The sequence below is a fragment of the Paenibacillus sp. JNUCC-31 genome, from assembly GCF_014844075.1.
Lineage (GTDB): Bacteria > Bacillota > Bacilli > Paenibacillales > Paenibacillaceae > Paenibacillus.
This window is the reverse complement of sequence record NZ_CP062165.1, coordinates 5,355,094-5,367,965: the sequence shown is the minus strand read 5'-3', so window position 1 is coordinate 5,367,965 and position 12,872 is coordinate 5,355,094. Positions and strand designations below refer to the sequence as shown.

The following is a 12,872-nucleotide window of genomic DNA, read 5'->3' as shown; positions in this document are numbered from 1 at the left end:
TGAGTCACTCCTTCACTAATCCTTGAATAATTCGTCCAGCATTCGTTTGCGGTTCTCCAGAAAACTGCGGGTAATCTGGTAATGCTCCGTCTCTTCATAAGCCATTTCCTGAATCCGGCTATCGTCAAAATTCAATATGTCTGCCCCCGGATAACCGAGAAGAATGGGTGAATGCGTCGCGATTATAAATTGAGAATGATCTGACAGATCATAAAGAATCCGCAGCAAGGATAGTTGCCGGGCTGGTGATAAAGCGGCTTCGGGTTCATCGAGCAGATAAATCCCTTTCGAATTAAACCGATTCACAAACAGATTCAGAAAAGACTCCCCGTGCGACTGTTCATGCAGCGAACGCCCGCCATAATATTCAAGGGAACCCACCTCATCCACATGCGAAGCAAATTGGTAAAATGACTCGGAGCGCATGAAGAAGCCTTTCGATATTTTCGGCAACCAGGACAGTCGCAAATATTCCCCTAATGAAGATTCGGATGCGTCCATCTCATAGAAGTTATTCCTTCCTCCCCCGGCTGTATTGAATCCACACTGGTGAGCAATTCCCTCCAGTAATGTGGACTTGCCTGATCCATTTTCACCAACAAAAAAAGTAATGTTATTCCTGAATTCCAATCGCTGCAATGACTGTATTGCCGGTATATGAAACGGATATTGATCTGGATTTTCCACTTTATCGGATAGTAACTCCACACTTCGAAGATACATATGCATGCTCCTATTCATGTTAGATTTGGCCCGGTCTACCCGAACACGATTCAACAACGGATCACAAACATTCCACCTTAGAATGTGAACATGGCTCCTTTTTCATCAAATACGGCAGGTACCTTTTCATTTACACATTCCCTATATTAAACGACGAAAAGACGGATGACAAAATTATGGTTGACGGTGTCATATCAGCTCCTATATGATGTAGGAAGAACGTTCTGCATAAAAACATAAAATGAATTGGCGTGTTACCACCCCAGAGGGCATGAGCCAAGAAGCGACGAGACCATACTCGCTTCTTGGCTCTTTTTGACGTTCCTGAATGAAAGCGTTAACTTTAGAAACGAGGAGGCTGTGAACCGTGAGTAAAGGAATGATGCTGCAGGTGGAGCGGGTCGTCGGCAGCAATATTGTTCTGGCCCGGTCGCACCAGAATACCAAGGAGTACGTGCTGATCGGCAAAGGGTTGGGATTTGCGTTCAAGGGGGAAAGCACCGTTCAGGCCGATGATCCGCGGATTGAGAAAAGGTTCCGCCTGGAGGACCGGGAGGAGTGGGGGCAGGCGCAGGAGCTGATGAAGGACTTGGACCCGGATGTCATCGACATCTCTGACCGGATTATCCGTCTCATCACTGATCAGTTTCCTGGCAAGCTGAATGACAAGATCTACCTTGCTCTTCCGAGTCATATTCAGTTCACCTTATATCGGATCCGCAACGGGATGGAGATTCTGAATCCTTTCCTTATGGAGACAAAGCTCAGTTTTCCGAAAGAATTCGAAATCGCCTCGGAAGCGGCGGCCATGATCGGAGAGGCCTTTGGCGTAGAGGTCCCGGAGGATGAGGCCGGGTTCCTGACATACCATGTGTACTCCTCCGTAAACCACGTTCCTGTCGGACAGCTGGTTAAGGTATCAAATGTGATCAGCAAGCTTCAGTCCATTATTGAAGAGGAGGGTGGCGTTCGCTTTGAGCAGGGCAGCCTTATTCAGGCAAGACTCATGATACACCTGCGCTTTTCCATGGAACGCCTGTATCAGCAGCCGATGACGGCCCCCACCTTCGCACAATATGTGCAAAATGAGTATCCGTCCGAATACCAGCTGGCCAGAAAACTGAGCGCTGTAATGGCCGAGGATTTGGGTACAGAGGTACCCGAGGAAGAAACGGCTTTTCTCGCCATGCATTTATACCGGCTTTTTCAAACCCATGCCAAAACCAACAACAGAAAGGACAACACACAATGATCTGGAAATGGAAAAACAACAAATCTGCCAAAACATCTGAGACAATATCCGTCGCCTCCCCGCTCACCGGAACCTGCGTCAGTTTGGAAGAAGTGCCTGACGAAGCGTTCGCGCAAGGACTTATGGGACCGGGAGTTGCAGTGATTCCCCAGGAGGGCAGGCTGGTCGCCCCTATCGACGGCACTGTGGTGCACCTGATCAAATCGCATCATGCCGTAATGATTGAGCATGCTTCCGGACTGCAGCTGCTGCTGCATATCGGTATGAATACTGTCAGCCTGAAAGGACAGGGCTTCACACCCCAAGTACAGATCGGGGATCAGGTCACTGTCGGTCAGACCCTGATCGAATTTGACCTGAATGCGATCGCTTCGGCCGGTTATCCGGTCATCACCCCTGTCATCGTTGCGAATGCGGCAGAACAGCCGTGGGAGTCACACCCGGAGTATGGCAACGTAGAAGCAGGCTTGGGAACTATCATGAAAGTCAGCTTGCCCAAATAACATAAATCAAAAAAAGAAAGGAAGAACAATATGCTGAAAGCACTGCAAAAGCTGGGAAGATCCCTGATGCTTCCTGTGGCAACCCTGCCTGCGGCAGGTATTCTTCAAGGCCTCGGTCTTCTTAATTATGAAAAGGACATTCCGCTCGGTCCCGTGATCGGGGGATTTCTCAATCAGTATGTAGCTCCATTCCTGAATGAGGGAGCGGGGGCGATCTTCGGCAACCTTGCGCTCATCTTCGCCATCGGGGTGGCAATCGGACTTGCGGGGGATGCGGTCGCCGCGCTCTCCGCCCTGATCGCTTATATGGTGCTGATCCGAATTCTGGGAGCCGTTCCAGGTGTATTCGACTATATTCCTGACGATGTCAAGCTGGATACGGGCGTATTGGGCGGGATATTTGCCGGACTGCTTGCAGCCTATATGTATAAAAAATACCACAATATCAAGCTTCCTGACTGGCTCGGCTTCTTCTCCGGCAAACGCTTTGTGCCGATGGTCACCGCCGGCTCCATGCTGGTATTGGCCATCCTGATCGGCATGGTCTGGAGCCCGATTCAGGATGCCATCGGCGCTTTCGGCACCTGGATTGTAGGCTTTGGCGGCGTTGGCTCCATGGTGTTCATGATCGCCAACCGCCTGCTCATCCCGCTCGGTCTGCATCATGTCCTCAACTCCATCGCCTGGTTTCAGATCGGGGATTATACCAATGCAGCCGGGGAAGTCGTGCACGGCGACCTGACCCGCTTCTTCAACGGAGACCCTACGGCAGGCATGTTCATGTCTGGCTTCTTCCCGATTATGATGTTCGCTCTTCCGGCGGCGGCGCTTGCCTTGATTCATACAGCCAGGCCTGAAAAGCGCAAAATGGTCGCTTCGATCTTTATCGGCGCAGCGGTGGCTTCGTTCTTAACGGGTATTACCGAGCCGCTCGAGTTCTCCTTCATGTTCGCGGCGCCTCTGCTGTATGTGGTGCACGCTATTCTTACCGGAGCAGCGGCTCTGATCATGTACCTGCTGAATGTTAAGCTGGGCTTCGCCTTCTCAGCAGGTCTGATCGATTACCTCGTGAACATGAAGCTGTCGACCAATCCGCTGCTCATGATCCCGGTCGGACTCGCATTCGCGGTCGTCTATTATTTCCTGTTCCGGTTCATGATTGTGAAGTTCAACCTGAAAACGCCGGGGCGCGAGGATGACGCTTATGATGCGGATGTCCCCACTGATGCTTCCGCCGTGGCAGCGGCGTCTGCCGACACCAAGGCTGGCAAAGTGCTCGCAGGGATCGGGGGAACAGATAATATCGAGAGCATCGACGCCTGCATCACTCGCCTCCGACTTGTTGTTAGGGACGACAAAGCCGTCAACGACCAGGTCCTCAAACAGCTTGGCGCTTCCGGCGTCATGAGGCTCGGTGGCGGAGCAGTGCAGGTCATCTTCGGCACCCAGTCCGAAATCCTGAAGGATGAGATTAAGAAGCTGATGTAACGCTCGTCCTCCTTTGAGTTTAAAAAGGTCGAGAACAAGGGTAGGTTCACCCTGTTCTCGACCTTTTTTTGTTAACCAAGAAGCGCAGGATATTCTTTTGAGTGGCCATGTCTTCTTTTGGTTTATGAGGTAGGGGTTAGCACGAAGCAGCGGAGAGAACGAAGCAATTCCGGAAAAGCATCAGCGTTGAAAAAAAAGAGCAAGCTTTGCGCTCACTCTCTCTGTGTTAATACACAAATCTGCGCTGCGCCCAATAGCTGAACACAAAAATCGACACCTCCGTTAACAGCTTCGCTGCAATCAGCGGAATAATTAGTTTTTCATTGTAGAAGTACAACAATCCGTAATTTAACAGCAGCACGAGAATGACCAGCGAGAAGTATTTCGGTAAAGACTGACGAACCTTGGATGTTTTCCCGGCTGAAAATACATATTTCCGATTAATTGTATAGTTGAAGATGGAGCTGCAAAGTCTCGCTGCAACGACCGACAGGAACAGATTATGCGTGAAGTACTGGATCACGAACAGTAAGCCAAAATCGATCAAAGCCGATAACACCGAAGACGTACTGAACATTAGAATCGGCATATAAATGCGGAATGAATCCACCAACGGGCGAAAATGAGAGGATTTGTTATGATCCAGATAGACCGTATCAATAAACTCCTCCGTGATCTCATACCCTTCTTTATGCGCTGTCAGCAGCATGTTCATTTCGTATTCAAATCGTTCCCCCGGAATCCGGCACAGCCAATCCAGCATTGAGTACGGAAAACCTCGCAGGCCTGTCTGTGTGTCATATACTTTGGTACCTGTCGTGAGCGAAAAGACGCCTCGTGTGACCGTGTTGCCAAAACGGCTGCGCGCTGGAATGGTTCCACTGAATCGACGGCTTCCCAGCACAATGCCCGGCGCAGTCTGCTCCAATAGTACATCGAAGATGCGTTTGATATCATGCGGCAGATGCTGTCCGTCACTGTCTGCGCATATGATACCGCCCTGTAGGCCATGTTCCTTGATATATTGGAATCCTGTCTTGAGCGCACGTCCTTTGCCCAGATTAACTGTATGTGTCAGGACTGTACACCCATAGGCTTCTGCCGTCTCGAAAATCCCCCGGTAACCTGGCCCGCTGCCATCATCTACAATGACAATGGGTCCTAACTGAAACGTCTGCAACTGTAAAATGAGATTCAATAAACGAACATCCGGTTCGTATGATGGAATTAATATCGTCATGATCATTGTCCTTCTTTCAGATAAAGGATGTCACTTACGCCGCGTTCCTGATTTCTCCCCAGCGGATTATTAACAACCCGGCCCATGAAATACATCGTGGATGAGCCGCCGCCGTCCAGATTGTAGGCTTCCGTTGCTCCTAGACCTTTCATGACATCGGCAAGCTCTGCCAAGGTCATGCCACGGCTGTCATCCTGTCGTCCGTCAACCACAACAAATACGTAATGATTCGGGGCGATTATGCCGATTGCCGTTCTTGGATTCGCATCCTGGATCGACCGGTTACCAAAGTTGTTATCGATTTTCACACTGCTGAAGTCACTTACAATCTCACCGTCCTGAATCAGAATGGGCCCAAAAGATAATGTATTGGTCGCGCCTTCCGCCAGCAGTTCCGATGAGGATTCTTCCGTCTCGTTATACGTTTTCATCGTACCGTCACTGAATAGCGCCATCGCATCACGAACCGGATCATCCCGATATACCGTACCATTGCGGATAATTACCCCATCATCACGGAAGCCGTAATAGTCACCATTGATCGCAAAGATGGCATTGTTGGCCGCTGCAATCTCTGAAGTGTTTTCGGTAATATTCGTGCCAAAACTGTTATCTGCCAGAGCCGAGCGCAGGCTGCTCGCATCTGTTAGCTGTACATCTGCGACGTAATACGTGATCTGATCTGAGCCTGAGCCCGTCTGCACCTTGTCGATCTTGACTTGCATATCATCGCTGGAATAGTTCCAGTCATCTGACGTTGCATTCACTTCAGTCGCCGTGGTTGAAGTATCACTGGAGGTGCCGGTTGCAGATATATTGTCATCCGCTACAACAACCTGTACATGCCGGATTAAGTAGCGGTCTGCCAGGCTGTATACCACGGCACCAAGGCCCAGAACAATAACAAGCGTGATCATCAGCCATTTGCGCCTTGGTTTTGCATTTTTATTGGGATCGTTCTTGTTGGGTTTTGGATAGATCTTCATCATGTGAAACTCACCTCTTCATCTAAGTTCTAGGTTCTTAAGGCTCATCATAGGCGGGCAAGCTTAAATGAATCTGAAACATTGGGAATGCAAAAAAAAGAAGATTACGCTGTTCTCCGTTATGGAGATCAGGCAACCTTCCATTTGAATGATATGAATGGATTTTAATCCACATATGTATACCCCAATAGGGGGCAGTACGATACCAAGCTGTTTGTTATAAGCCTGATTGTTCACCTGCAAAAAGAGCATCGTATGCAGGGCAGGGCTTCTTTTCTAAATAATCCGTTAACGCTTGAGGCTGTTTGATATAAATATCTCTCAAAGACGTACCCTCATAGATATTACCAATCACGACCGGATGGCATAGCTCACAGATGAGAATATCCCCGTTGCCGTGCAAATGCAGCTGCTTGGTTCCATCCACACAATTGGAGAAGTACACACCTGGCTGTTCACGCAAACCCAGTTGTTCAGCGAAACGATCCATACAGGTAAAATATAACGTTGTATCTTCCTTCTTGTACTTAATCAGCTCGTTTACGGAGTGGATGAGTGATTCTTTGGAAGCAATCTGGCTCCATTGACTATGTGGCATCACAATACTATTCTGGATTTCATGAATGCGTACACCCAGATCATAGACTTTATCGCTAATGGCCTGCATGTTCGCTTGGGTGCCTTCAAATAGCAGCGTTTCTAGCACAGTTTCCAGCCCCGCCTCGGTACAAAGACGAATGTTGTGCTCCAATCGCTCATACATGCGGGGATGTACACGGTAATAGGCAGCATATGCATCCCGATCTGTATAGTTGAACGATATATGAATATTGGACAAGCCGGCATCACGCAAAGCATGAATTCGTTCTTCCGTTAGCAAGCTGGCATTGGTATTTAATTGCGTGTCGATGCCATGTGCGCCGCAATACGTCACAATGTCCAGACAATCCTGATATTTCAGAGTTACTTCTCCCCCGGATAAACGCACTCGCTTGAGCCGCGGAAGCTCACTGATGATGCGAATCACTTCCTGACTTCCGATGCATTGCCCATCGTCCCGATTGTACGCGCAGCAATAGTCGCATTTGTAATTGCAATTGGAGGTCACGCCCACCTCCAGTCCTTCTAGTTCATATACACCGGGTGATTCAAGTTCAAGTGATTTATATCTGTTTTTCGCTGTCAATTCGATGTACCTCCCGATTCCTGTTCCATGTTTTTCAACTTGGAGATTATAGCGGATCACGGTCGATGCCCGATATGACATTATGTACGTTGGGATGTGAAGAAAAGAATAACCCCCAGCCATTTTATTGATTTTCAGTCCATCTATGCTCAGGATGATATGCAAAATCATAGTCTGCAATCATCAGGAATGACACACGGTCTCGCTGATCGAGCACCATGGATAAAATCATTAAATTTTCATAGCCACCTTCGAGTACAAATTTATCAAATGACGTTATTACCATTCAGCAGGTTATAACGATTGAAAATCTTCTCTGGTCATCGCATACAGTTTCAAATCCTGCATTTCGTTTTTAATTTTCATATACTTCCGTAAAACGCCTTCGAATTTCATGCCTGTCTTTTCCATGACCTTTGCGGAACCGATGTTACCTATCAGACATTTGGCCTGAATTCGTTCCAACCCGATGTCTTCAAATCCAAATTGAATGATTCGGCTAACCGCTTCCGTCATAATTCCACGACCCCAGTACTCATTGGATAACACGTAACCCAATTCCACCCTCATACTGTTGCTGTCGCACTCCAAATAATTGCAGCTGCCAATCAACTTCTTCGTTTGTTTATCCTCAATCCCCCATGGCCCCAGCTTATCCACCTCATATCGACTCATGACAAAATCAATAAAGGCTTTGGTATCCTCCTTGCTCTGATGTGCGTCCCAAGTTGTGTACTCCGATACAGCAGGAACCGCGCAATAACGGTACATCTCATCCAGATCAGCATAGGTAACGGGCCTTAGGAGCAATCGTTCTGTTTCCAATATAGGAAATGGGTCAAAATAACTTTCAATGGACTTCATATGTATGCCTCCCCGGCTTATTCAAATTAGTACCGTTATTGATAAGGAATCACACTATCCATTTATTCTGTTTTGTTCTGGCTTTCCGCTTCTTGATCTACAATTCCATGACTCATAAAACGCTTGAGACTTTCTTTGGTTTTGGAGCTGGTTGCTTCATATTCCGCCCATATTAAATAGAACAAGCCCAGGATTAAAGCAGCTATACTCCAACTTTGCGGAGCGGTTCCAACATAATTCAGCATCTCCTGAAACAATTCCGAATTCCACGAAGCCACACCAGAACCAAAAATGGCAGCACTCAAATATCGAACACTGTACAGAAATGCCGCTATGACCAGCAGAAGTGTCCCTGTAGTTCTACGACTCACACATATTCCCCCTTTATAAAATCACGGCCATAACCTCTGGTACTTCCATTGCCCTTGATGCAGAATATATTGAATTCGCACATGCTTTCGCTCTGGGTCTCCCTGCCAGAATTCAACTTCCTGTGCGTTCACGGCGTACAGTCTCCAATTCGGTGTAATAACATCAGAATCTCGGCTGATTCGTTCCTTCTGAGCGGTAATGGCACGTTCCAATTCTTCCTCGCTCTCAAGCTCCTGACTCTGCCTTCCTGTCATCGCAACTGCGCGTGCCCCTGCCGATCTTTTCCTAAAATCGGCCGCCCCCGCTTCCTCTCCCATATCCTCAGCGATCCCCCTTATTCGAATCTGTCTGCCCAGCGCAGGCCAATAAAAGGTCAGTGCCACCTGCGGATTGTTCTCCAGCTGCTGTCCTTTTCGACTCTCCGATCCAGATGCAAAATAAAAAGCTTCGTCAACTACGTCTTTCAAGATTAATACTCGTGCATCTGGAAAACCATTCGAGTCCACTGTCGAGATCGTCATCCCATGAGGTTCTTTCACACCGTAATCTATAGCCAGTCTCAGCCATTCCAGAAAAAGCTCCCTCGGTCGATCCGGTAACTGTTCGGTATCCCAAGTCGGAAAAGGTCCAGACAAGGACTTCAATCCACGCAACAAATCACTAGATTTATCACTCATAACAGCAACCCCCTTAGACTTCCATTTCATTCCATTGTAGCGTAGTAGGCCATGTTCTCAACTATTTGTTTTGATATTGGACACCGACCAGACAATCCAATTGCGGGAAAGTTGTATGAATCTTTAGGCTTTATAAAAGTGAGTGAAGAACTAATAGACGGTGAAATCGTACGTCTGCTTCAAATTGGTTAAATAATTAATATAAAGACTGACGGCACCTGTCGGCAGTCTTTATTATGACTAAAAAGAATTAACTGTTGTGAAAATTGTTTTTATATACAACCTTTTCTAACCTAGATGACTCATCATATTCATACAGCTAAACTCCCAACCATTTACTCCTTTTTCAACCGTATGAACACTGGTATTGCCTATAGAATGAAACTCCGATGTATTGGTCCAATCTTGGTTTCCTAAGAGATAATAAAGGATGTTGATTACTCCGCCGTGCGTTACCAGTAGAACATTCGATTCTATCTTCTGCTCCTCTATACTTCTGCATAAATCCCGAAAGGATGTACATATTCTGTTATAAAAATTTCGAGGACTCTCTCCTCCTGGAAACGGGGTATCCATGCCAAGAGTGTTAAAATAAACTCCTGCATATTTCACTTCTGCTTCCTTGTTTGGCATTCCAGCCAAATCTCCATTGTTCATTTCTCCCCAGTCTTTCAGGTAATGTGCTTTTATGTTGAGCCTTTTTTCAAGCACTTCTGCAGTCTGTACTGCACGCGGAAGATCACTGCTAATTAACGTGTTTATCTTATATTGTTCTGAATGATGTTGCAGGTAATCTCCGAGTCTCTCCGATTGAATAATGCCTTGCTCAATGAGTCCTCGCTGACTCCAGCCACCTCTGTATCCGTCCTCATCCATCCCATGTCTTACTAAGAAAATCTTCAATTTATCTCCTCCTCTATTTGAATCCTCTTATAACAAACCCCGACCATAGATCTTCCATCTTAGGTCGGGGCTTATGTTTTTATCTGACAAACGTATTGTGAACTCGATCTGACTTTATAAAGTAAGGAATCCATATCGAGGACCCCACAACGGGTGATTATAGTCAGATTGAGCTAACATTAACATTTCCACGTGTAATTTACACAACCGTCTTATTATACAATGCAAGGAAGCAAAACGATACCCATTTCCAGTCGATAAAAAGATCCTTCGCTATACTTACGCCGTGTTCGGCAGGGTATTCTTCCTGCATACTGTACTTAACTCGTGCAGATGGCACATCTGTACTAACGTTCAAGGAGGAATGATCAGACTATGTCCAATTCCAAGGTAAAGCTTCTGCCCTTTGCAGATATTTCGGTGTATACAGAAGGCTTCGAGATAGTTTCCACTCAGTGGGGCGGCGATGGTCGGGTCTATGTGCTACTCATAAACCAAATTCCGGAAAGGGAACGGGACATGTTCGTGCAAGCTAAATTAAAACAAACCCACACGTACAAAGTTCTGATTGTGACGGATCAACACATAGAGGAAGTTGTTATTTGGGGGCAAACATTTAATTATCATTACGTACAGCCGCTTCATGATCACCTGCTGCTTGTCGGAGCGCGCTGCGCCCATTATGGGAATGATCGGTATGATCTGAATGCCAAAGTGTGTGATTTTAATGGAAATACGATCCGTGAGTTTCTACTTGGGGATGGCATTCAGAGCGTTCAGGTAACGGAGAAAGGAACGATCTGGACGAGTTACTTTGACGAAGGTGTGTTTGGTAACTACGGATGGAGCGACCCCATTGGCTCGCGTGGGCTTCTGGCCTGGGATGAACATGGCAACAAGCTGTACGAGGATCATGCAGCAGATATTGCCGATTGTTATGCACTCAATGTGGTGAATGAAAACCAAATCTGGTTTTATTTTTATACGGATTTCGAGCTTGGATGTGTTTCCGGCGGTACCCGGCAACCCAAGGTTACATTGATCAATCCGAACATATCCGGCTCTTCCGGATTGTGTACGGATGGGTATCATTTTTTGTTCGATGCCGGGTATGGTAAACACGGGACGTTTGTTCTCAAGAAAATGGAGAAGCCTGGAATACTTACAAAAGGGCAAAAGATTGAGTTCGTGAATGAACAAAATAAACCGTTCAAGCAGGCGAGACAGGATCTTCGCCAAAACCGTTTGCTCCTTAGTGATGGGAATGGGTTGTATCAGGTGACGGTTGAGGAATTGGCTTCAGGTTTGGTTTAGGGAGATTAGATTAAGAGTGAAGAGGGTTATTTATTAAAAGATAATCCCTCTTCTTCGAGTGCTTGTCGAAGTTTGGGGATCGTAGAAGGCCCAATCCCGTGCAGCTTCAGAATCTCTTTTTCTGTGTATTGCGAGAGTTTTTGCAACGTCGTAATTCCCTGATTCTCCAGTGCACGTCTAGCGGGTGCCGACAGCAATGAGAGAAATCCCTCTTTCGGTTTCCGTTCCTTCTCACAGACCGGACAGGTTGGACAATCGCTACTTTTGTAATAGGAATGCCCGTGTTCGCATGTTCTTAATGTTCCTTTATCGTTTGCCATGCAGCTCGCACCTTTCTGTTTTATCAGATAACGAGATTCATACGTTACAACACCTTTTGGAAACTACCAATATCCAATCTGCGATCAAATTTATATCCCACGTCTTTAAACATCGCACATTGCTCATATCCATGCTTTTCGAACAGAGACTTGCTGCGTGTGTTTTCCATGCATACCGTAGCAATCAAGGTGTAGAACCCTTGCTCGCGCGCAACATCCTCTATAAATCGCAGTGCCGTTCCACCAATGCCCTTCCCTACAATATCCGGTTTCAAATAAATGGTTACTTCTCCCGAGAAGTCATAGGCTTGTTTGCTCTTGTATTGGGTAATTAGCACATACCCTTGAATTTCGTCCTCTTCTTTAATGACAAACGATTTAAAACGAGGATTTTTGTTCATGACAGATGCTTTAATTTCTTCCAGAGTCAATTCTTCGGTATGAAACGAGATAGTCGTGTTGGAAACGTAGTAATTATATATTTCTCTGACTTCAGTCAAATCCTGCTCCGTTATTTCTTCAAAAGAGTAGCAGGGCATTTCCAGTTTCATACTGATAAATAACATGTCCTCGTCATGCACTTTGCTATAAAACTCCTTATCTCTTTTAAAGCCTATCCGCTCATACACTTTAATTGCTCGTTCGTTGAATGTGGCAACCACCAGTCGAAAATGAGAACTATGAAATTGGTTTTGCAAGAATGCTAAACTTTGTTTAAGGAATACCGATCCTAGCTTTTGCCCTGTCAGATCTGGATCTAATCCAAGGCCTATATCCAGATATCCTTCTTCTTGATACAGTCCGATTAAGGTTCCTCCCGGTACACGTGCTGATTCCCCACAACAAATAAATCCTACTACCCTCTCCAGTTCATCCAGGACTGAAAAGTACTCCCCTTTCATTAATTCTTGAATATCTTCATTGGATTCAGAGAAACTGTACATCGCGTATTCCTCTTCATACTTCCAGGTAACGATTTTTTCTGCATCAGCTATTTTCATTGGATGATAGGATAAAAGCATGAATAATCCCCCTTTTATACAC

General features: G+C 46.4%; 15 protein-coding genes. 4 read left to right on the top strand and 11 right to left on the bottom strand.

Annotation, left to right across the window (positions count from 1 at the left end; genetic code table 11):
* Nucleotides 1–15 precede the first annotated feature (15 nt).
* Nucleotides 16–723, bottom strand: a complete 708-nt coding sequence (locus tag JNUCC31_RS23370) for an AAA family ATPase (protein WP_192265194.1) — start codon at nt 721–723, stop codon at nt 16–18.
* Nucleotides 724–1,090: 367 nt separating this feature from the next.
* Here JNUCC31_RS23370 and JNUCC31_RS23365 point away from each other — a divergent pair, with 367 nt between their 5' ends.
* The 3 genes from JNUCC31_RS23365 to JNUCC31_RS23355 are packed head-to-tail and all read left to right on the top strand — an operon-like array spanning nt 1,091 to nt 3,966.
* The gene (locus JNUCC31_RS23365) at nt 1,091–1,975 is read left to right on the top strand and encodes a PRD domain-containing protein (RefSeq protein ID WP_228469207.1); all 885 of its coding nucleotides are present in this window, start codon (nt 1,091–1,093) and stop codon (nt 1,973–1,975) included.
* Complete coding sequence (locus JNUCC31_RS23360) at nt 1,972–2,478, top strand: PTS sugar transporter subunit IIA (protein WP_192265193.1); 507 nt, start codon at nt 1,972–1,974, stop codon at nt 2,476–2,478. The genes JNUCC31_RS23365 and JNUCC31_RS23360 overlap by 4 nt, the downstream gene beginning before the upstream one ends.
* Before the next feature lie 30 nt (nt 2,479–2,508).
* Nucleotides 2,509–3,966 carry a PTS transporter subunit EIIC gene (locus JNUCC31_RS23355; protein ID WP_192265192.1) on the top strand — a complete coding sequence of 486 codons (1,458 nt, stop codon included), beginning with the start codon at nt 2,509–2,511 and terminating at the stop codon, nt 3,964–3,966.
* A 226-nt stretch (nt 3,967–4,192) separates the two neighbouring features.
* Here JNUCC31_RS23355 and JNUCC31_RS23350 read toward each other — a convergent pair whose 3' ends face one another.
* From JNUCC31_RS23350 to JNUCC31_RS34150, 8 genes are all read right to left on the bottom strand, one after another.
* Nucleotides 4,193–5,206: a bifunctional glycosyltransferase family 2/GtrA family protein gene (locus JNUCC31_RS23350; RefSeq protein ID WP_192265191.1), complete on the bottom strand. Its 1,014-nt coding sequence runs from the start codon at nt 5,204–5,206 to the stop codon at nt 4,193–4,195.
* 2 nt (nt 5,207–5,208) lie between these two features.
* Entirely contained in the window at nt 5,209–6,195 is a 987-nt protein-coding gene (locus JNUCC31_RS23345) for a phosphodiester glycosidase family protein (RefSeq protein ID WP_192265190.1), read from the bottom strand.
* Nucleotides 6,196–6,409: 214 nt separating this feature from the next.
* On the bottom strand, nt 6,410–7,378 hold the full coding sequence (locus JNUCC31_RS23340) for a radical SAM protein (protein ID WP_192265188.1): 969 nt from the start codon (nt 7,376–7,378) through the stop codon (nt 6,410–6,412).
* Nucleotides 7,379–7,672: 294 nt separating this feature from the next.
* Nucleotides 7,673–8,242 carry a GNAT family N-acetyltransferase gene (locus JNUCC31_RS23335; protein ID WP_192265186.1) on the bottom strand — a complete coding sequence of 190 codons (570 nt, stop codon included), beginning with the start codon at nt 8,240–8,242 and terminating at the stop codon, nt 7,673–7,675.
* A gap of 62 nt (nt 8,243–8,304) precedes the next feature.
* The gene (locus JNUCC31_RS23330; RefSeq protein WP_192265184.1) at nt 8,305–8,613 is read right to left on the bottom strand and encodes a hypothetical protein; all 309 of its coding nucleotides are present in this window, start codon (nt 8,611–8,613) and stop codon (nt 8,305–8,307) included.
* A gap of 21 nt (nt 8,614–8,634) precedes the next feature.
* Nucleotides 8,635–9,291: a pyridoxine/pyridoxamine 5'-phosphate oxidase gene (locus tag JNUCC31_RS23325; protein WP_192265182.1), complete on the bottom strand. Its 657-nt coding sequence runs from the start codon at nt 9,289–9,291 to the stop codon at nt 8,635–8,637.
* Nucleotides 9,292–9,579: 288 nt separating this feature from the next.
* Nucleotides 9,580–10,194: a histidine phosphatase family protein gene (locus JNUCC31_RS23320; protein WP_192265180.1), complete on the bottom strand. Its 615-nt coding sequence runs from the start codon at nt 10,192–10,194 to the stop codon at nt 9,580–9,582.
* Nucleotides 10,195–10,273: 79 nt separating this feature from the next.
* A complete protein-coding gene (locus tag JNUCC31_RS34150; protein ID WP_192273269.1) occupies nt 10,274–10,342 on the bottom strand; it encodes a DUF2569 family protein in 69 nt (22 codons plus the stop codon).
* Between the two features lie 227 nt (nt 10,343–10,569).
* Between JNUCC31_RS34150 and JNUCC31_RS23310 the strand changes: the two genes are divergently transcribed.
* Nucleotides 10,570–11,508 carry a hypothetical protein gene (locus JNUCC31_RS23310; RefSeq protein WP_192265178.1) on the top strand — a complete coding sequence of 313 codons (939 nt, stop codon included), beginning with the start codon at nt 10,570–10,572 and terminating at the stop codon, nt 11,506–11,508.
* Between the two features lie 26 nt (nt 11,509–11,534).
* Here JNUCC31_RS23310 and JNUCC31_RS23305 read toward each other — a convergent pair whose 3' ends face one another.
* Both JNUCC31_RS23305 and JNUCC31_RS33510 read right to left on the bottom strand, forming a co-directional pair.
* Nucleotides 11,535–11,828, bottom strand: coding sequence for an RNA polymerase alpha subunit C-terminal domain-containing protein (locus tag JNUCC31_RS23305; RefSeq protein ID WP_192265176.1), 294 nt, complete (start codon nt 11,826–11,828; stop codon nt 11,535–11,537).
* Between the two features lie 44 nt (nt 11,829–11,872).
* Nucleotides 11,873–12,850, bottom strand: coding sequence for a GNAT family N-acetyltransferase (locus JNUCC31_RS33510; RefSeq protein ID WP_228469206.1), 978 nt, complete (start codon nt 12,848–12,850; stop codon nt 11,873–11,875).
* Nucleotides 12,851–12,872 lie beyond the last annotated feature (22 nt).

Coding starts and splice junctions, on each gene's coding strand:
- JNUCC31_RS23370 (WP_192265194.1), bottom strand. CDS start 723: ATGTATCTTCGAAGTGTGGAGTTACTATCCGATAAAGTGGAAAATCCA.
- JNUCC31_RS23360 (WP_192265193.1), top strand. CDS start 1,972: ATGATCTGGAAATGGAAAAACAACAAATCTGCCAAAACATCTGAGACA.
- JNUCC31_RS23355 (WP_192265192.1), top strand. CDS start 2,509: ATGCTGAAAGCACTGCAAAAGCTGGGAAGATCCCTGATGCTTCCTGTG.
- JNUCC31_RS23350 (WP_192265191.1), bottom strand. CDS start 5,206: ATGACGATATTAATTCCATCATACGAACCGGATGTTCGTTTATTGAAT.
- JNUCC31_RS23345 (WP_192265190.1), bottom strand. CDS start 6,195: ATGATGAAGATCTATCCAAAACCCAACAAGAACGATCCCAATAAAAAT.
- JNUCC31_RS23335 (WP_192265186.1), bottom strand. CDS start 8,242: ATGAAGTCCATTGAAAGTTATTTTGACCCATTTCCTATATTGGAAACA.
- JNUCC31_RS23325 (WP_192265182.1), bottom strand. CDS start 9,291: ATGAGTGATAAATCTAGTGATTTGTTGCGTGGATTGAAGTCCTTGTCT.
- JNUCC31_RS23310 (WP_192265178.1), top strand. CDS start 10,570: ATGTCCAATTCCAAGGTAAAGCTTCTGCCCTTTGCAGATATTTCGGTG.
- JNUCC31_RS23305 (WP_192265176.1), bottom strand. CDS start 11,828: ATGGCAAACGATAAAGGAACATTAAGAACATGCGAACACGGGCATTCC.
- JNUCC31_RS33510 (WP_228469206.1), bottom strand. CDS start 12,850: ATGCTTTTATCCTATCATCCAATGAAAATAGCTGATGCAGAAAAAATC.